This is a genomic window from Stenotrophomonas sp. Steno-C15, from assembly GCF_056393265.1.
In genome coordinates, this window is sequence record NZ_JBWJPF010000009.1 from 48720 (window position 1) to 68136 (window position 19417).

Genomic DNA, 19417 nt, shown 5'->3' on the forward strand with positions numbered 1-19417 from the left:
CGCTTGGAACGTCTCCGGTTGCGCACGCGCGGAATTCTACCGCCTCATGCGAAAAGCCCGCCTTGCGGCGGGCTTCTGCTGCGGTCAGCCGGCCAGCGGCCGACTCTACCGATTACTTCTTCTTGACCGGAGCCGATGCGGCGGTGGCCGGGACCGGGTCGCCGCCATGGCGCTTGGTCATCCACCACTGCTGCAGCAGGCCCAGGCCGCCGTTGACCACCCAGTACAGGACCAGGCCGGACGGCATGAAGGCCATCATGACGCCGAACACCAGCGGCATGAACTGCATCATCTTCTGCTGCATCGGGTCCATGCCCGGCGCAGGCGTGAGCTTCTGGGTGAACCACATCACCGCCACGTTGATCACCGGCAGGATGAAGTACGGGTCACGCGCGGTCAGGTCCTGGATCCAGCCCAGCCACGGCGCCTGGCGCAGTTCGACCGACTCCACCAGCACCCAGTACAGGGCGAAGAAGATCGGCATCTGGATGAGGATCGGCAGGCAGCCGCCCATCGGATTGATCTTCTCCTTCTTGTACAGCTCCATCATCGCGGTCTGGAACTTCTGGCGGTCATCGCCATAGCGTTCCTTCAGCTGCTGGATGCGCGGCTGGAAGCGGCGCATCTTGGCGCCACTCTTGTATTGCACGGCCGACAGCGGGTACAGCACCAGCTTCAGCAGCACCACCAGGCCGACGATCGCCCAGCCCCAGTTGCCGACCAGCTTGTGCACCTGGTTGAGCACCCAGAACAGGCCCTGGCCGATCACCGCCATCATCGAGAAACGGCTGTAGTCGACCACGCGATCCAGGCCCGGCACGTCTTCCTTGGCGATCAGGTTGACCAGCTTGGGGCCGACCCACAGGCGCGCTTCGGTGCTGGTGGACTGGCCCGGGGCCAGGGTAAAGGCCGGTCCGCGCGCTTCGATCAGGTCACGACCGTCCACCTGCGACAGCACGTAGTGGGCGACCTGGTCCTTCTGCGGGATCCACGCGGTGAAGAAGTGGTGCTGCAGCATCGCCAGCCAGCCGCCGGTGATGTTCTGGTTCAGCGCACCGTCCTCCAGGTAATCCTTGAACGCACGACGCTGGTACTTCTTGTCGTTGTCGTACCAGGTGGCGCCGTTGAAGCTGAAGGAATCCGGGTTGGTCATGCTCCGCGACAGGATGGTCGGGGTGCGGTCCAGGGTGCGGTAGACGTAGCCGTTCCACGTGGTGGCGCCGGCATTGCTGACTTCATCCTTGAAGCGCACGGCGTACTCGTTGCGCGAGACGGTCAGGGTGCGCTTGATGGTCACGCCGTTGTCGGCGGTCCACACGAACGGGATCTGCAGTTCGTTCTGGCCCTTGGCCAGCACGAAGTCGCGGGTGTCGCCGACCAGCTTGAAGCCGTCGGCGCCGGGCACCGGGGCGTTCTTGTCCTGGCTGGCCCAGCCGCTGATCGCGCTGTACGGATGTGCGGGATCTTCGGTGAGCAGGCGGACCGGCGGGCTGCCTTCATCCTTGGTCTGCGGGAACTGCAGCAGCTCGGCGTCGAGCACGCGGCCCCCGTCCAGTACCAGGCGCAGGACGTCGGTGGTGACGGTCACGCGCTGGGCGGTCGGGGTCGCGCTGGCCTGGGCCTGCGCAGGCGCCTGGCCCGGGGCCGCCGGCACCTGGGCGCTGGGAACGCTGCCTGCGGCGGCGCCCGGCACGGTCTGCGCCGCGGCCGGGGCAGAACGGGTCGTCGGAGCAGGGGTCGGAGCGGCCTGCTCGCGGCTCCACTCCATCCACAGCAGCACGGCCACCATCAGCCAGGCAAAAATGAGAAATACGCGGGTCTGGTTCATCAGCGGACAGGCTCGGCGGGGCCGGAACGCGGTGCCGGCTCGGTCAAAGAGGGAGTTGCGATGCCATCAGGCGGCGGCATTGTGCCGTCCACGCCCGGCGCGGGCAATGCACGCAGGCGGCGCAGCAGGCGCAGGAAGGCCTGGCGGATGTCGTCATTGCTGGCGTGACGCGCAGCACTACGGGCCACGACGACAAAGTCGCCTGGCTGGATATCGGTTCGTGTCTGACGCAGGATGTCGCGCAGGACGCGCTTGATCCGGTTGCGCCCGACGGCGTTCGGATCGACCTTGCGGGAAACCGCCAGACCCAGCCTGGCCGGCCGGTCAGCCGGCAGCCAGTGCAGGGTCATCAGCGGATCGGACACACGGCGGGCGCCGTTGAAGACCGTTGAGTATTCGGCACGCGTGCGAACCCGCGCAGAGCGAGGGAATCGCTTGCGCGGGTCTGCAGTATTCACTGTCGAAGGGATTGCGTCTGCCGCGATGTGCGGCATGGCAATCAGGCGCTCAGGACTTTGCGGCCCTTGGCGCGGCGACGCGACAGGATCTTGCGGCCGTCAGCGGTCTTCATACGGGCACGGAAGCCGTGGTCGCGCTTACGCTTGAGGTTGCTGGGCTGGTAGGTGCGCTTGGTGGCCATTGGGGCCTCTCGTATGAATGGGACGGAAAGAACCGGAAATTCTAGAGAGGTACCCCACCCCGCGTCAAGCCCTGGGGACTACGCGAGTTCACCGGCCTGTGCAATAGCTGTGGATGTTTTTGTGAATAAGTAGGGGACAAGCATTCCGAAGGCGGGCGCTCGGTGGTAGTCTGAGCCATCCATTTCCCCCCTTTCCGGCCTGTGTTTGGGCGCCTTGTCGCGCCCCCACCCCGGCCATCGGACGATTATTGCTGATGGATGCCTGGTCCCGTAGTCTCGAACGCCTCGAAGCGGAGTTCCCGCCTGAAGACGTTCACACCTGGTTGAAGCCGCTGCAGGCCGATCTGCGCGTGGACAGCCTGGTGCTGTATGCACCGAATGCCTTCATCGTCGACCAGGTGCGCGAGCTGTACCTGCCGCGCATCCGCGAGCTGCTGGCGCATTTCGCTGGTTTCAGCGACGTTTTTCTTGAAATCGGCTCCCGTCCGCGCCCGGTAGAGGCGCAGACCGCGCCGGTTTCCACGCATTCGGCGCACGCAGCCAGCGAACCCCAGGTGCCGTTCGCCGGCAATCTGGACAGCCATTACACCTTCGCCAACTTCGTCGAAGGCCGCAGCAACCAGCTCGGCCTCGCCGCTGCGTTCCAGGCAGCGCAGAAACCGGGCGATCGCGCACACAATCCGCTGCTGCTGTACGGAGGCACCGGACTGGGCAAGACCCACCTGATGTTCGCCGCCGGCAACGCCATGCGCCAGGCCAATCCGGGTGCGAAGGTGCTGTACCTGCGCTCGGAACAGTTCTTCAGCGCGATGATCCGGGCCTTGCAGGAAAAGACCATGGATCAGTTCAAGCGCCAGTTCCAGCAGGTCGACGCGCTGCTGATCGACGACATCCAGTTCTTCGCCGGCAAGGATCGCACCCAGGAAGAGTTCTTCCACACCTTCAACGCCCTGTTCGACGGCAAGCAGCAGATCATCCTGACCTGTGACCGGTACCCGCGCGAGGTCGAAGGGCTGGAAGCGCGCCTCAAGTCGCGGCTTGCCTGGGGACTGTCGGTCGCAATCGAACCGCCTGACTTCGAGACCCGTGCGGCGATCGTGCTGGCCAAGGCGCGCGAACGCGGTGCGGAGATTCCCGATGATGTTGCGTTCCTGATCGCCAAGAAGATGCGCTCCAATGTGCGCGACCTCGAGGGCGCGCTGAATACCCTGACCGCCCGCGCCAACTTCACCGGCCGTGCGATCACTACCGAGTTCGCGCAGGAAACCCTGCGTGACCTGCTGCGCGCCCAGCAGCAGGCGATCAGCATTCCCAACATCCAGAAAACCGTTGCCGACTACTACGGGCTGCAGATCAAGGATCTGCTGTCCAAGCGCCGAACCCGCTCGCTGGCCCGTCCGCGCCAGGTCGCCATGGCCCTGACCAAGGAGTTGACCGAGCACAGCCTGCCCGAGATCGGCGACGCATTCGCCGGTCGCGATCACACCACGGTGCTGCATGCCTGCCGTCAGATCCGGACGTTGATGGAAACCGACGGCAAGCTCCGCGAGGACTGGGACAAGCTGATCCGGAAGCTGAGCGAATGATGCACGGACGACGATGAGGCGTCATCGCACAAAACGGTGCAGAATCCGGTAGCAAGCGCGGGATGAGCTGTGGATAAAAAGGGCGCCTGACAACGCGTGGAATTTATCCACAGCTTTCCCCACCCTCTGGGGGGCGGTAATACAGAGGGTTTCGATGCCAGAAATCCTTTTTATTACAAAGACTTAACGTTGTTTTCCAGCGATTCTGTCTCTACCAGCACCACCAAGCTTTTGATTTATTCCACATTTTTTAAAGCATAGGGGCACGGAACCACATGCGTTTCACACTGCAGCGCGAAGCCTTTCTCAAGCCGTTGGCACAGGTCGTCAACGTGGTCGAACGCCGCCAGACCCTTCCGGTTCTGGCCAATTTCCTGGTCCAGGTGCAGAACGGCCAGCTTTCGCTGACCGGTACCGACCTGGAAGTGGAGATGGTGTCGCGGATCGCGGTTGAAGATGCCCAGGACGGCGAAACCACCATTCCGGCGCGCAAGCTGTTCGAGATCATCCGCGCCCTGCCCGATGGCAGCCGGATCACCGTCTCGCAGACCGGTGACAAGATCACCGTGCAGGCGGGTCGCAGCCGCTTCACCCTGGCAACGCTGCCGTCCAACGACTTCCCGTCGGTAGACGAGGTGGAAGCCACCGAGCGCGTGGCGATCGGCGAAGCGACCCTGAAGGAGCTGATTGAACGCACTGCGTTCGCGATGGCCCAGCAGGACGTGCGCTACTACCTCAACGGCCTGCTGTTCGACCTGCGTGGCGATGCGCTGCGTACGGTGGCCACCGACGGACACCGCCTCGCCCTGTGTGAAACGGATCTGGCCAAGCCCAGCGGCTCCAAGCGACAGATCATCGTGCCGCGCAAGGGCGTGACCGAGCTGCAGCGCCTGCTGGAGAGCGGCGATCGGGAGATCGAGCTGGAGGTAGGCCGCAGCCACGTGCGCGTGAAGCGGGACGATGTCACGTTCACCTCGAAGCTGATTGACGGTCGTTTCCCGGACTATGAAGCGGTGATTCCGATTGGTGCCGACCGCGAAGTGAAGGTCGACCGTGAGGCACTGCGCGCCTCGCTGCAGCGTGCGGCCATCCTGTCCAACGAGAAGTACCGCGGCATCCGCGTGGAAGTTTCGCCGGGCAACCTGAAGATCAGCGCGCATAACCCGGAACAGGAAGAAGCGCAGGAAGAGATCGAAGCCGATACCACCGTCAGCGATCTGGCCATCGGCTTCAATGTGAATTACCTGCTGGACGCCCTGTCCGCATTGCGCGACGAAGAGGTCATCATCCAGCTGCGCGACTCCAATTCGTCGGCGCTGGTGCGCGAGTCCAGCAGCGAGAAGTCCCGCCATGTGGTGATGCCGCTGCGTCTCTGACGGTTGCGCTGTTCCACGTGGAACCAGAAGACGCCCGGAACGTTCCGGGCGTTTTTTTTGGGGGGGTTCCACGTGGAGCATCCCGTTTCTCCATCGTGCTGCAAGGGCCAGTCCCCGGTGTGGCAGATCCCTATAGCTGTTCTGCCTGCCCGGATCCGCGTAGTTGCTCCTGTTGCTGACGCGACTATCCACAGACGTCGTCGCAGGCGCTGTGTGCCCTTCCTAGCTTCTAAATCTGGGTATAAATCTAAAGCCTGGTGGTGATGGTAGAGCCAGATTTCGTGGAAAACAGGGTCATCTCGTTGATTTTATTGGTTTTTAATGTGCTGAAACCCCCTGCATATCGGCGCCTGGGGCTGGGGGGGAACCTGTGGATAGATTTCAGGCAGGGCCAAAGCGGCTTTTTTATCCACAGATTGCCCATACCTTGTGTATAAGTAATACCGGGCCGCTGTGCATAGCGTGAAACCGCTGGCTTGAAATTCTTGAAATCTGTGGAACCGCCACGGGTGTTGGTGCGCAGATTTCAAAGAAATGCGGCAGGTTTTTTGCGGGCCGTCGTCCGTAAGCCGGTCAGGACACGTTCGCAACAGCGCCATGGTCTGTAGAGCGATAGCCTGACGCCAACGGCGGACTTGACCGATGCAGTAAGCTGATGGATTCCCTGCCCCTCTACCGCTTCGTGCGGATGGTCCTTCGCACCCCATGCAGATCCGTCGCCTCGTCCTGCACCATCTGCGCCGCTTTGGCGTGGTGGAGCTGTCGCCACAACCGGGATTGAATCTGCTGACGGGCGACAATGGGGCCGGCAAGACCAGTGTGCTGGAGGCGTTGCATCTGATGGCTTACGGGCGCAGCTTCCGTGGTCGGGTGCGCGACGGCCTGGTGCGCCAGGGCCAGGATGCGCTGGACATCTTTGTGGAATGGGACGAACAGCGCGGCCAGTCATCGCCGCACCGCCGCAAGGCCGGTCTCCGCCATAGCGGACAGGACTGGAAGGGGCGTCTGGATGGTGAAGATGTCAGCCAGCTTGGCAATCTATGTGCTGCACTGGCGGTGGTGACGTTCGAGCCGGGCAGCCATGCTCTGGTCAGCGGTGGTGGTGAGCCCCGTCGCCGTTTCCTCGATTGGGGATTGTTCCACGTGGAACCGGATTTTCTCTCCCTGTGGCGCCGCTACTCACGGGCGCTCAAGCAGCGCAATGCCCTGCTCAAACAGGGAGGGCCAGCAAGGATGCTCGATACGTGGGATCACGAACTGGCAGAGGCCGGCGAACCGTTGACCAGCCGACGTCAGCGTTATCTGGAGCGGCTGCAGGAGCGCACCATCGCGCTGGCGGCCAGTCTTGCCCCCCAGCTGGGTATCCAGGCGCTGGACCTGAGTCCGGGATGGCGCCGCCACGAACTGCCGCTGGCCGATGCACTGCTGTTGGCACGCGAGCGGGACCGGCAGGCGGGCTATACATCCGTTGGGCCCCATCGGGCGGACTGGAGCGTGGACTTCAGCCATATTCCAGGGCGGGACGCGCTGTCGCGCGGCCAGGCCAAACTTACGGCCTTGGCGTGTCTGCTGGCCCAGGCCGAAGACTATGCGGAACAGCGCGGGGAATGGCCGGTCATTGCTCTGGACGATCTGGCCTCCGAACTGGATCGCACCCACCAGGCGCGGGTGCTGGAGCGCCTGCTTGCCGGCCCGGCGCAGATCTTCGTCACGGCAACCGAAACGCCGGCCGCGCTGCAGGCGCTGACCGACATCACCCGGTTCCACGTGGAACATGGACAGATCGTGGCTGTGCCATAGTGCGTACAACAGGGCCGCTCGACCCTGGCTGGTATAATTCGGGTTGCAATCCTTTCATTCTCGGTGCACCGCTTCCTGTGGTGCCCGACCTGCGGAGCCTACGGCAAGCGCAATGAGCGACGAACAGAACACCCCGGTAAACAATGGCAACTACGACGCCAACAGCATCACCGCCCTGGAAGGCCTGGAGGCTGTCCGCAAGCGTCCCGGTATGTACATCGGCGACGTCCATGACGGTACCGGCCTGCACCACATGGTGTTCGAGGTGGTCGACAACTCCATCGATGAGGCGCTGGCCGGTCATGCTGACCATGTCGCGGTGACGATCCACGCCGACGGTTCGGTGTCGGTCTCCGACAACGGTCGTGGTATTCCGGTCGGCAAGCATGAGCAGATGAGCGCCAAGCTGGGCCGCGAAGTCTCGGCAGCCGAAGTGGTGATGACGGTCCTGCACGCCGGCGGCAAGTTCGACGACAACAGCTACAAGGTTTCCGGCGGCCTGCATGGTGTGGGTGTCAGCGTGGTCAATGCGCTGTCGCAGAAGCTGCTGGTGGACGTATTCCAGGGCGGCTTCCATTACCAGCAGGAATTCAGCAACGGCGCTGCCGTCAGCCCGCTGGCCAAGCTGGAAAGCACCACCAAGCGCGGCACGACCGTGCGCTTCTGGCCGTCGACCGTCGCGTTCCACGACAACGTCGAATTCCACTACGACATCCTGGCCCGTCGCCTGCGTGAACTGTCGTTCCTGAACTCCGGCGTCAAGATCGTGCTGGCGGACGAACGCGGCGATGGCCGGCGCGACGACTTCCACTATGAAGGCGGCATCCGCAGTTTCGTCGAGCATCTGGCCCAGCTGAAGACGCCGCTGCATCCGAACGTCATCGCGGTCAGCGGCGAATCCAACGGCATCACCGTGGAAGTGGCGCTGCAGTGGACCGATTCCTACCAGGAAACGATGTACTGCTTCACCAACAATATTCCGCAGAAGGACGGCGGCACCCATCTGGCCGGTTTCCGCGGTGCGTTGACCCGTGTGCTCAACAACTACATCGAGCAGAACGGCATCGCCAAGCAGGCAAAGATCAACCTGACCGGCGATGACATGCGAGAGGGCATGATCGCGGTGCTGTCGGTGAAGGTGCCCGATCCCAGCTTCTCCAGCCAGACCAAGGAAAAGCTGGTCAGCTCGGACGTGCGTCCGGCCGTGGAAAGTGCCTTCGGCCAGCGTCTGGAAGAATTCCTGCAGGAGAATCCGAACGAAGCGAAGGCGATTGCCGGCAAGATCGTCGATGCCGCGCGTGCGCGCGAAGCGGCCCGCAAGGCCCGTGACCTGACGCGCCGCAAGGGCGCGTTGGATATCGCCGGCCTGCCGGGCAAGCTGGCCGACTGCCAGGAGAAGGATCCGGCGCTGTCCGAGCTGTTCATCGTCGAGGGTGACTCGGCAGGTGGTTCGGCCAAGCAGGGTCGCAACCGCAAGAACCAGGCGGTACTGCCGCTGCGCGGCAAGATCCTCAACGTGGAACGTGCGCGCTTCGACCGCATGCTGTCGTCCGACCAGGTCGGTACGCTGATCACCGCGCTCGGTACCGGCATCGGCCGTGATGAGTACAACCCGGACAAGCTGCGCTATCACAAGATCATCATCATGACCGACGCCGACGTCGACGGCGCCCATATCCGCACGCTGCTGCTGACGTTCTTCTACCGTCAGATGCCGGAGCTGATCGAGCGCGGCTACGTCTACATCGGCCTGCCGCCGCTGTACAAGATCAAACAGGGCAAGCAGGAGCTGTACCTGAAGGATGATCCGGCGCTGGACAGCTATCTGGCCAGCAGCGCGGTGGAAAACGCGTCGCTGGTGCCGGCCGCCGGCGAGCCCGGCATCGAGGGCGTTGCCCTGGAGAAGCTGCTGCTGGCCTACGCCTCCGCGCAGGACGCGATCGAACGCAATGCGCATCGCTATGATCGCAACCTGCTCGAAGCGCTGGTCGACTTCATGCCGCTGGAACTGGACACCCTGCGCAATGCCGGCCAAGGTGAAGGCCTGGACGCGCTGGCTAGGCGCCTGAACCAGGGCAGCCTGGGCAGCCCGCGTTTCAGCCTGGAACTGCAGGAGGCCAATGAACAGCGCCCCGCGGCCGTGCTGGTGACCCGACGTCACATGGGCGAAGAGCACATCCAGGTGCTGCCGCTTTCGGCCCTGGAAACCGGCGAACTGCGCGCGATCCACCAGGCAGCCAAGCTGCTGCATGGCCTGGTACGCGAGGGGGCGACCATCACCCGCGGTGCCAAGTCGATCGAGGTCGATTCGTTCGTGAAGGCGCAGAACTGGTTGCTGGATGAAGCCAAGCGCGGTCGCCAGATCCAGCGCTTCAAGGGCCTGGGTGAAATGAATCCGGAACAGCTGTGGGATACCACCGTGAATCCGGATACCCGCCGCCTGCTGCAGGTACGCATCGAAGACGCCGTGGCCGCCGATCAGATCTTCAGCACCCTGATGGGCGATGTCGTCGAGCCGCGTCGCGACTTCATCGAAGACAACGCACTGAAGGTCGCCAACCTGGATATCTGACACAATCGGGACGTGGCCGGTGCGCGGGGAGGCGCGCCGGCCCTTGCCCCTTGATCGCAGGTATCTGATGTCCGCTTCCGCTCCGGTTTCCGCACCGCCGCCGGTTCCGCCGGCGACCGCCGCCCCCCGCGCCGCTTCGCCGCTGGCGGGATTCTTCATCGATCTGGGCATCGCCGCCGTCACCCTGTTCGGCCTGAGCCTGATCAGTGGCCTGTTCTGGGGCCTGTACCGCGGAATGATGGTCGGCTACGCAAACGCGAAGGCCAACGGCGCCGCACCCGATCCCGGCACCCTGACCGAAGCACTGGGTCAGCCGGGGGCCCTGGCGCAGATCCTGATGGCGCTGTTCGCTACCGGCGGCGCGGCCCTGCTGCTGTATTTCTGGCGACGACCGGCCAATGCGGCCGAACGCCAGGCGTCGCGTGACGCGCTGCGCCGGCCCTCCACCTGGGGCTGGACGCTGCTGGTGGCCACGTTGATCGTAGTGGGCAGCAACGGCATCGCCTTCCTGTCTCGGCAGTTCGGCATCGAACCGGTGCCGACCAACGTGGAACTGATGCAGAACGCGGTCGCGCGCTTTCCGCTGTTCCTGATGCTGTTCGCGGTGGTGCTGGCGCCGGCCTACGAGGAACTGCTGTTCCGGCGCGTCCTGTTCGGGCGCTTGTGGCAGGCCGGTCGCCCCTGGCTGGGCATGATACTGAGCAGCCTTGCCTTCGCCCTGATCCATGAAATTCCCGGCACCAGCGCCAACGGCCCGGCCGAGATCGCCCAGCTGTGGCTGGTCTACGGCGGCATGGGCGCTGCATTCTGCTGGCTGTACCGCCGTACCGGAACGCTCTGGGCGGCCATCGCCGCACATGCCCTGAACAATGCCGTGGCACTGGTGGCGCTGGTGTTCTTCGGCGCGACGTAACGGCTGTCCGCTTGACGAAAGATTAAGCAGCGACGATACACACTGCGCTCATGAACACGGGGGTGGACCCATGAAACAACTGCTGCTGGCCCTTGTCATCACCACCCTGGTCAGCGCCTGCGCGACCACCACATCGCCGACCGGACGGCGGCAGATGATCGGTGGCGTCTCGCAGGCACAGCTTGACCAGCTCGGCGCGCAGGCGTTCGCCGAGACGAAGCAGAAGGAAAAGATCAGCACGGACGGCCGGCAGAACGGCTACGTGCAGTGCGTGGTCAACGCGCTGGTCGCCCAGCTGCCTCCACAATACCGTGGCGTACGGTGGGAAACCGCCGTGTTCGTCGACAAGGAACCCAACGCTTTCGCCCTGCCTGGCGGCAAGGTGGGCGTGAACACCGGCATCTTCACCGTAGCCAGGAACCAGGACCAGCTGGCGGCCGTGATCGGCCACGAGATCGGCCATGTCATCGCCCGCCACCACGAGGAGCGCATCACCCGGCAGATGGGCGCGCAGACCGGCCTGGCGGTACTCGGCGCACTGGCCGGCGCTGCCTATGGCGAAGGCGCGGCCAGCACGGTCAACCAGCTTGGCGGCATGGGGGCACAGACGGCGTTCCTGCTGCCGGGCTCGCGGACCCAGGAAAGCGAGGCGGACGTGATCGGCCAGCGGCTGATGGCGCAGGCCGGCTTCAACCCGGCGCAGGCGGTGGACCTGTGGCAGAACATGATGGCCGCCAGCGGCGGACGCAGCCCGCAATGGCTGTCCACCCACCCCGATCCGGCCAACCGGATCCAGGAGCTGCGACGTGATTCCCCTGCCCTGATGCCGGTCTACCAGCAGGCGCAGGCGGCCGGACTGCGACCAAAGTGCGGATGAGTGCGCAGTTTCATGCTGTATTGCAGCACATAAAACGATTTCTCACGCCATCTGTTTCTGATACGTTTGGCGGCTCAGATTTTTCTGACAGTCCGACTTTGCCGCTATCCGGCGGTTCGATCGAGGTGAACGATGATTTTCCGTAAACACAAAGCTGTGCTTTCCGTCCTCGTCGCGACCGCCCTGACCGGCGCCGTGGTCACCGATGCGCTCGCGCAGTCCTCGCGTTCCTCCGACCGTGGCAACCGCGGCGGCAGCAGCAAGCAGGCCAAGGCCGAACCGCTGTACCCCAATGCGACCCGCCAGGAGCCGGCGGCCAAGTCCTCGGCCAAGATGGGTGGCAAGCTGCAGAAACTGGTAGACAGCTACAACAAGGAAAAGTTCCCGGAGACCCGCACCCAGGCCGACGCGATCCTGGCTGACAGCGCCGCGAACGAGTACGACAAGTCGCTGGCCGCGCAGCTGGCTTCGCAGGCCGCCTACCAGACCGACGACGTTGCCGCCGCCATCGCCTACCTGAAGCAGGTGCTGCAGTTCAACGGCCTGGACAACAACGGCCACTTCCAGTCGATGCTGATGCTGGGCCAGCTGCAGCTGCAGGAAGACCAGACCGCCGAAGGCCTGGCCACCCTGGACAAGTACTTCGCCGAGAGCAAGTCGACCAAGCCGGAAGAGCTGATCGCCAAGGGCCAGGCGCTGTACCAGCTGGAGCGCTACCAGGAAGCGATCCCGGTGCTGAAGCAGGCGATCGCCGGCTCCACCGAGCCGAAGGACAGCTGGAACCAGCTGCTGATGGCCGCCCTGTCCGAGGCCGGCCAGACCGGTGAAGCCGTGCAGGCCGCCGAGGCCCTGGCGGCGAAGAACCCGAACGACAAGAAGGCGCAGCTGAACCTGGCCAACATGTACATGCAGGCCGACCAGATGCCCAAGGCCGCCGCGGTGATGGACAAGCTGCGCAGCAGCGGCCAGCTCACCGAAGAGCGCGAGTACAAGCAGCTGTACTCGATCTATGCCAACACCGAGAACAAGGAAAAGGACGTCATCGCGGTCATCAACGAAGGGTTGCAGAAGGGCATCCTGAAGCCGGATTACCAGGTCTACCTGGCGCTGGCCCAGTCCTACTACTACTCCGACCAGGTGCCGCAGGCGATCGATGCGTGGCAGAAGGCCGCCCCGCTGTCCAAGGACGGTGAGACCTACCTGAACCTGGCACGCGTCCTGCATGCCGAAGGTCGCGTCCCCGAGGCCAAGCAGGCCGCCCAGCAGGCGCTGGCGAAGGGCGTGAAGAACCAGGCTGATGCCAAGAAAATCATCAACCTGAAGTAAGTAGGAATAACGCCTGAACGCCTGCTCAGTTGATGCGCAGGCGCTCAGGATTGGTATAAGCTTGGAGGTTCCTGCGGTGTCATGCACCGCTGATCAGGGATTCCGCCCCCGGCATCCCGGCCCCACTATTGAGCTCTTGGCGCATGACGGAACAACTAGTCGTTCACCGGTACGAACAACCCGATGACAAGGGGCTGAGCTGGCCTCGCATCGTCGGCATCGCGTTTGTAATCGCCCTGCATCTGGCCGCCTTCATGATGCTTCTGATCCCTGCCGTGGCTCCCAAGGCCGCTGCGGAGAAGGAACGCAATGTGATGGTGACCATCGTCGACGCACCGCCGCCGCCGCCCCCGCCGCCGCCGCCGCCGCCGCCGACAGATACTCCGCCGCCGCCGGTGAAGAATCTGTCGCCGCCGAAGCCGTCGCCGGTCCCGCCGCCGCCGCAGGCGCCGGTCGTGGACGTGCCGGAACCGCGTCCGAACGATATCGTCACTCCGCCGACCCCGCCGTCGCCGCCAAGCCCGCCGGCGTCGATCGAGGCCAGCGTGGACATCTCGTCCAAGGCGATGAATCCCCCGCGTTATCCGCCGGCAGCATTCCGCGCAGGTATCCAGGGTGAAGTGATCCTGATCATTGATGTCGATGCCAGCGGCAACGTCACCAATGTCACGGTGGAAAAGTCCAGCCGTAACCGCGACCTGGACCGTGCTGCGATGGAAGCAGCACGCAAGTGGCGCTTCAACGCCGCTGAATCTGGCGGTAAGAAGACGGCAGGTCGCGTTCGCGTCCCGGTCAACTTTGCGCTGAACTGATGCGTTCGGGTGGCTTCGGGCCACCCCCGCTCCGGTTCGATTGTTTAGCTTAGCTACACCCTTTATCACCACACACAACAAAGGTAAGCGTCATGCTGCAGGAAATTTTCATCGCCGCTGCTGCCGGGGGCAATCCGTCCAACGCCCTGTCGCAGATGGGCTTCGAGCACCTGATCCACGAAATGACCACCAAGCCGGGTGATTTCGCTGTTTCCTGGGTCGTGCTGCTGACCCTGGTGATCATGTCGGCCATGTCCTGGTACTGGACCGTCATCAACATCTTCCGCGCCACCCGCCTGAAGAGCGCTGCCGATCGCGTCGTCAGCCTGTTCTGGGACACCCCGAACGCACAGGACGCCATCCGTGCGATGGAAGAGCAGCCGGCTTCGGAGCCGTTCTCGAAGATCGCCCTGGACGCTGCCCAGGCAGCTGCCCACCACCAGCGCGCTGAAGGCGGCGGTACCGGTGGCCTGGGTGAGAACCTGAGCCGTTCGGAATTCGTCGACCGCGCCCTGCGTCAGGCCGTCACCCGCGAAAGCAACAAGCTGCAGTCGGGCATGACCCTGCTGGCCACCGTCGGCGCGACCGCTCCGTTCGTCGGTCTGCTGGGTACCGTGTGGGGCATCTACGGCGCGCTGATCAAGATCGGTGCCACCGGCTCCGCTTCGATCGACGCCGTTGCCGGCCCGGTGGGTGAAGCGCTGATCATGACCGCGATCGGTCTGTTCGTCGCGATCCCGGCCGTGTTCGCCTTCAACTTCTTCAGCAAGATCAACAGCGCGACCATCAGCAAGTTCGATACCTTCGCGCACGACCTGCACGACTTCTTCGCCACCGGTTCGCGCGTCCGCTGATTGCGGCGCGCTTCCACCCGCGACGAAGCAAGTAGTCATCAAGATCTAGACGGAGCCCGTTATGGCTTTCAGTAGTGGTAACAGCGGCGGCCCCATGGCCGACATCAACGTTACGCCCCTCGTGGACGTGATGCTGGTGCTGCTGATCATCTTCATCATCACGGCGCCCCTGATGTCCCACAAGGTCAAGGTGGATCTGCCGGAAGCCAACCTGATCCAGAATCCGGATGACGCCGAAAAGCGCTCCGGTCCGATCACCCTGGCAGTCAAGGAAGACGGCTCGATCTACTGGAACGACGAAGAAATCACCAAGCAGACGCTCGAGTCGCGCTTGGCGACCGCCGCCCAGCAGACCCCGCAGCCGCCGCTGAACCTGCGTGGTGACCGCACCACCAAGATGCGCGTCATCAACGACCTGACCAAGGTCGCGCAGGAGCAGGGCATGCTGGACGTCGGCTTCGTCGCGACCAAAGAAAAGGGGCAATAAGCCATGGCATTCAGTAGTGGTGGTGGCAAGGGCCCCATGGCCGACATCAACGTCACGCCCCTCGTGGACGTGATGCTGGTGCTGCTGATCATCTTCATCGTGACCGCGCCGATCATGACCTACCCGATCGCCGTGGACCTGCCGCAGCGCGTGCTCAACCCACCGCCGCAGCTGGTCGAACCGCCGCCGCCGATCGAACTGAAGATCGACGCCAGCAACCAGGTCTCGTGGAACAACAGCCCGATCAGCACCAGCGAGCTGCAGCAGCGGATGGAACAGGAGGTCCAGCGTGACCCGACCAACCAGCCGGAACTGCGGATCGATGCAAGCCCGGATTCCGAGTACGACGTGATGGCCAAGGTTCTGGCTGCCGCGAAGAATGCTCAGATGAAGAAGATCGGCTTCGTACAGCAGTAAACGCAATACCGCAACACAACAGTCATGACGCGACTGCAGACGCCCCTGGAGACAGGGGCGTCTTTTTTTGTGCCTGCGAAGCCCGACGGGGTCAGATCCCTTTCCCTGCGGAAAAGGGATCTGACCCCCTCTGACTTCACGCGCCCGCTATGATCGGCGCATGCTCGCCCTCTTCGACTCCCTCCGCCACTGGCTTGATGGCATTGCCCACCTGGGTTCGATCCTGGCCGTGGCCTACCTGCTGTACCTGCTCGCGCTGGCGGGCTGGATCATGCTGCAGAAGCGCGAACCGGTAGCCACGCTGAGCTGGATCCTGTCGCTGGCCCTGCTGCCCTACCTCGGCCTTTTCATCTATTACCTGCTCGGTCCGCAGAAGGTGAAGCGGCAGCGCCTGCGTCGTGGCCGCGCGCGATCGGGGATGGAGCATTACAGCGACGTCTGCCCGCCCGATGCCGATTGCACCGAGCTGGCCAAGATCGCCCAGGCCACCACCGGACTGGCGCCGAGCAGTGCCACCGAAGTGACCTGGCTGGTCGATGGCGCGGCGACCTATGCCGCGCTGCTGGAAGCGGTGGCGCAGGCGCGTGACCACGTGCATCTGGAGTACTACATCTTCAATCCCGACCATGCCGGAACCGCACTGCGTGATGCCCTGGTCGAACGTGCCCGCGCCGGCGTGCAGGTGCGGCTGCTGCTCGATGCAGTGGGCTCGTCCGCGGTGCCGCGACGCTTCCTGCAGCCGCTGCTCGACGCCGGCGGTGAAGCGGTCTGGTTCCATCCCCGCCAGCTGCTGAAGCCCTTCAAGCGACCGTGGCTGAACCTGCGCACCCACCGCAAGCTGGTGATCGTCGATGGCCGCCTCGCGTTCACCGGCGGCATCAACATCACCGATGACGAGGATGAGAGCCGCAACGCCAACGCCTATCGCGACCTGCACATGCGCATCCGCGGTCACGTGGTCCGCAGCCTGCAACTGGTGTTTGCAGAGGACTGGCTCTACGCCAGCGGTCAGGACCACTCGCATTTCGACATCGCGCGGATGTGGCCGGCGGACATGCCGCTCCGCGGCGAAGGCTCGATCAACGCACAGGTGCTGGTGTCCGGCCCGGACTCGGGCTGGGAGACCATCCACCGGCTCCACGTGGCGGCCATCCAGGAAGCGCAGGAGCGCGTGTGGCTGGTCACGCCCTACTTCGTGCCGGGCGAAGCCGCGCGGATGGCGCTGACCTCGGCCGCGCTGGGCGGACTGGACGTGCGCCTGCTGGTGCCGAAGATGAGCGATTCCTGGTTCGTGACCCAGGCCGCACGGTCCTACTTCGACGAGCTGCTGCACGCCGGGGTGAAGATCTACGAGTACGGCCCCCGCATGCTGCATACCAAGGCCTTCATCGCCGACGACGACGTCTGCATCGTCGGCAGTGCCAACTTCGACCATCGCAGCTTCCGCCTGAACTTCGAACTGTCGATGATGATCAGCGACCGCGAGCGGGTCGCCGCCCTGGCGGGCCTGCTGGAGGCCGAGTTCGAGCGCGCTACCCGCGTGCACGACCAGGCCGCGGCCCGCTCGCTGTGGCTGCAACGCCTGCCTGAGGCCTTCGCGCGCCTGGCCTCGCCGCTGCTGTAAGGCGGCGCTACACTGCGGCGATCATCCGGGGAGCCTGACTATGTACTGGTTGTACCTGCTGCCGGCGCTGGGCTGTTTCGCCTTCGCGCTGAAAACCCCAAGCCCGGGGCTGATGGCGCTGGCGCTGCTGGCGGCCCTCGCCTTCCTGCTGGCCTGGGTGCGTGGCCGCTACGTGGCCCGGTTCGGTGATCTGCAGAGTGATCCCTCAACCCTGATCGATGCCGACGAGCTGCGCCGCCTGCGTGAGCAGGCCGAGGCCCGTGGCGCGGATCAACGCGACGAACACGATCCGTCCCCTCTTTCCAAGTAGTACCGTTCGATGACCCAGCTCAGTGTCAACGTCAACAAGATCGCCGTCCTGCGCAATTCGCGCGGTGGTGCCGAACCCGATGTGGTGCGTGCCGCCCAGGCCTGCCTGGATGCCGGCGCCCATGGCATCACCGTGCATCCGCGACCTGATCGACGCCACATCACCGCCGAGGACGTGCTTGCGCTGTCCACGCTGACCCGCGTCCGTGGCGTCGAATTCAACATCGAAGGCAATCCCTTCGCACCGCCACGCGACGGCTACCCGGGACTGCTGCCGCTGTGCGCGCAGACGCGTCCGGCGCAGGCCACCCTGGTGCCGGACGGCGATGGCCAGATCACCTCCGACCACGGTTTCGACTTCGAGCGCGACGGCGAGCGCCTGCGTCCGCTGGTGGCGGAGTTGAAGGCGATGGGCTGCCGGGTCAGCCTGTTCGTCGATGCCGGCAACCCGTTGCTGGAACAGGCGGCCGAGGTCGGCGCCGATCGCATCGAGCTGTACACCGGACCCTATGCCGAAGCGCACGCCGCAGGCGACGCCGCAGCGATGCTGGCGCTGTTCGCCACGGCCGCGCGCCGCGCGCAGGCCGTGGGGCTTGGCGTGAATGCCGGCCATGACCTGTCGCAGGACAACCTGCGTGACTTCCTGGCGAACGTGCCGGAGGTGCTGGAGGTCTCGATCGGGCATGCACTGATCGGCGAGGCCCTGTATGACGGGCTGGATGCGACCGTTCGGGGCTATCTGGCGCTGCTCTGAGGTAGCGCCGGACCCTGCCCGGCGGGACCAATACTGTTGTCGCAGCCGCTGAGACGGCAGCGGCGTAGGCTACCCACATGGGTATCGCGATCAAAGGCCGAGGGTCCAGCTCCCACCTTGCCGGGCGCTTCGAGAGCACCGTCAGCGAGGCGGTGGACGACGGCTGGGACGTGAATGAAAGCGACGAGTTCGCGGCCCCCCGCCTGCGCACCGAGGTACGCGCTGAAACCGCGCGCAGCATCATCAGCCGCAATACCTCGCCGGACGTAGGCTTCAGCCAGTCGGTCAATCCGTATCGTGGCTGCGAGCACGGTTGTTCCTACTGCTTCGCGCGCCCGTCGCATGCCTATCTGAACCTGTCGCCGGGCCTGGATTTCGAGACCAAGCTGTTTGCCAAGACCAATGCGCCGCAGCTGCTGCGCAAGGAGCTGTCCCGGCCAGGCTACGTCCCGCAACCGATCGCGCTCGGCATCAACACCGATGCGTATCAGCCGATCGAGCGCAAGTTCAAGCTGACCCGTCAGTTGATCGAGGTGATGCTGGAGACGAAGCATCCGTTCTCGCTGATCACCAAGAACGCGCTGGTCGAGCGCGATATCGACCTGCTTGCGCCACTGGCGGCAGAGAACCTGGTCAGCGTGCATTTCTCGGTGACTTCGCTGGATCCACGCCTGTCGGCGAAGCTCGAGCCGCGCGCCTCTGCACCGCACGCGCGCCTGCGCGCGATGAAGCGTCTGCACGAGGCGGGCATTCCGGTTGGCGTGATGGTCGCGCCGGTGATTCCGTGGATCAACGACAGTGAACTGGAAAGCGTGCTCGAAGCGGCGCACGAGGCGGGTGCGCGCACTGCCGGCTATGTGCTGCTGCGCCTGCCTCTGGAGGTTGCACCGCTGTTCCGCGACTGGCTGGACGCCCACCATCCGGATCGCGCGGCGCACGTGATGAGCACCATCCAGCAGCTGCGCGGTGGCAAGGACTATGACAGCCGCTTCGGCACGCGCATGCGTGGCCAGGGGGTCTATGCGGATCTGTTGAACAACCGCTTCAAGCTGGCGCGCAAGCGCTTGGGCTTCGACGCCCAGAACAGCCACTGGCCGAAACTGGATTGCAGCCGCTTCCAGAAGCCACTGCCGCCGAAGGTGGATTCGCCTCAGGGGTCGTTGTTCTGAAGTAGTGGCACTGGCTACTGCGGAACGCGTGGGGAAAACCGTGATCGCGATCTGCGCCTCGGCGACGGATACG

At 64.3% G+C, this 19417-nt stretch carries 18 protein-coding genes; 15 read left to right on the top strand and 3 right to left on the bottom strand.

Annotated features, from left to right (window positions below; translation table 11 throughout):
• Positions 1-112: 112 nt before the first annotated feature.
• Genes yidC through rpmH form a run of 3 tightly spaced genes read right to left on the bottom strand, consistent with a single transcriptional unit; the run spans position 113 to position 2468 of the window.
• On the bottom strand, positions 113-1828 hold the full coding sequence (gene yidC, locus AC06FB_RS09215) for a membrane protein insertase YidC (protein ID WP_478053610.1): 1716 nt from the start codon (positions 1826-1828) through the stop codon (positions 113-115).
• Entirely contained in the window at positions 1828-2322 is a 495-nt protein-coding gene (rnpA, locus tag AC06FB_RS09220) for a ribonuclease P protein component (RefSeq protein WP_080375251.1), read from the bottom strand. The genes yidC and rnpA overlap by 1 nt, the downstream gene beginning before the upstream one ends.
• A gap of 5 nt (positions 2323-2327) precedes the next feature.
• Positions 2328-2468, bottom strand: a complete 141-nt coding sequence (rpmH, locus tag AC06FB_RS09225; RefSeq protein WP_005411729.1) for a 50S ribosomal protein L34 — start codon at positions 2466-2468, stop codon at positions 2328-2330.
• A 254-nt stretch (positions 2469-2722) separates the two neighbouring features.
• Between rpmH and dnaA the strand changes: the two genes are divergently transcribed.
• The 15 genes from dnaA to AC06FB_RS09300 all read left to right on the top strand — a co-directional run bounded on the left by dnaA (position 2723) and on the right by AC06FB_RS09300 (position 19344).
• A complete protein-coding gene (gene dnaA, locus AC06FB_RS09230) occupies positions 2723-4054 on the top strand; it encodes a chromosomal replication initiator protein DnaA (protein WP_065174068.1) in 1332 nt (443 codons plus the stop codon).
• Between the two features lie 275 nt (positions 4055-4329).
• Positions 4330-5430 (top strand): DNA polymerase III subunit beta, encoded by a 1101-nt coding sequence (gene dnaN / locus AC06FB_RS09235; RefSeq protein ID WP_005411731.1) that lies wholly within the window; start codon positions 4330-4332, stop codon positions 5428-5430.
• Between the two features lie 705 nt (positions 5431-6135).
• A complete protein-coding gene (gene recF / locus AC06FB_RS09240; protein ID WP_478053611.1) occupies positions 6136-7230 on the top strand; it encodes a DNA replication/repair protein RecF in 1095 nt (364 codons plus the stop codon).
• A 112-nt stretch (positions 7231-7342) separates the two neighbouring features.
• A complete protein-coding gene (gene gyrB / locus AC06FB_RS09245) occupies positions 7343-9802 on the top strand; it encodes a DNA topoisomerase (ATP-hydrolyzing) subunit B (RefSeq protein WP_065174070.1) in 2460 nt (819 codons plus the stop codon).
• Positions 9803-9869: 67 nt separating this feature from the next.
• Positions 9870-10715 carry a CPBP family intramembrane glutamic endopeptidase gene (locus AC06FB_RS09250; protein ID WP_053517218.1) on the top strand — a complete coding sequence of 282 codons (846 nt, stop codon included), beginning with the start codon at positions 9870-9872 and terminating at the stop codon, positions 10713-10715.
• Positions 10716-10785: 70 nt separating this feature from the next.
• Positions 10786-11592 (top strand): M48 family metallopeptidase, encoded by an 807-nt coding sequence (locus AC06FB_RS09255; protein ID WP_053517217.1) that lies wholly within the window; start codon positions 10786-10788, stop codon positions 11590-11592.
• A 132-nt stretch (positions 11593-11724) separates the two neighbouring features.
• Positions 11725-12918 carry a tetratricopeptide repeat protein gene (locus AC06FB_RS09260; protein WP_128987818.1) on the top strand — a complete coding sequence of 398 codons (1194 nt, stop codon included), beginning with the start codon at positions 11725-11727 and terminating at the stop codon, positions 12916-12918.
• Between the two features lie 143 nt (positions 12919-13061).
• Positions 13062-13730, top strand: a complete 669-nt coding sequence (locus AC06FB_RS09265) for an energy transducer TonB (RefSeq protein WP_053517215.1) — start codon at positions 13062-13064, stop codon at positions 13728-13730.
• Positions 13731-13822: 92 nt separating this feature from the next.
• Entirely contained in the window at positions 13823-14584 is a 762-nt protein-coding gene (exbB, locus tag AC06FB_RS09270) for a TonB-system energizer ExbB (RefSeq protein WP_053517213.1), read from the top strand.
• Positions 14585-14645: 61 nt separating this feature from the next.
• Complete coding sequence (locus tag AC06FB_RS09275) at positions 14646-15071, top strand: ExbD/TolR family protein (protein ID WP_053517212.1); 426 nt, start codon at positions 14646-14648, stop codon at positions 15069-15071.
• A 3-nt stretch (positions 15072-15074) separates the two neighbouring features.
• Positions 15075-15488 (top strand): ExbD/TolR family protein, encoded by a 414-nt coding sequence (locus AC06FB_RS09280; protein WP_053517211.1) that lies wholly within the window; start codon positions 15075-15077, stop codon positions 15486-15488.
• Positions 15489-15648: 160 nt separating this feature from the next.
• Entirely contained in the window at positions 15649-17112 is a 1464-nt protein-coding gene (cls, locus tag AC06FB_RS09285; protein ID WP_065182132.1) for a cardiolipin synthase, read from the top strand.
• A 40-nt stretch (positions 17113-17152) separates the two neighbouring features.
• Complete coding sequence (locus AC06FB_RS09290) at positions 17153-17422, top strand: hypothetical protein (protein ID WP_053517208.1); 270 nt, start codon at positions 17153-17155, stop codon at positions 17420-17422.
• Positions 17423-17431: 9 nt separating this feature from the next.
• Entirely contained in the window at positions 17432-18175 is a 744-nt protein-coding gene (locus AC06FB_RS09295) for a pyridoxine 5'-phosphate synthase (RefSeq protein ID WP_065182131.1), read from the top strand.
• Positions 18176-18252: 77 nt separating this feature from the next.
• Positions 18253-19344: a PA0069 family radical SAM protein gene (locus AC06FB_RS09300; RefSeq protein ID WP_478053612.1), complete on the top strand. Its 1092-nt coding sequence runs from the start codon at positions 18253-18255 to the stop codon at positions 19342-19344.
• Positions 19345-19417 lie beyond the last annotated feature (73 nt).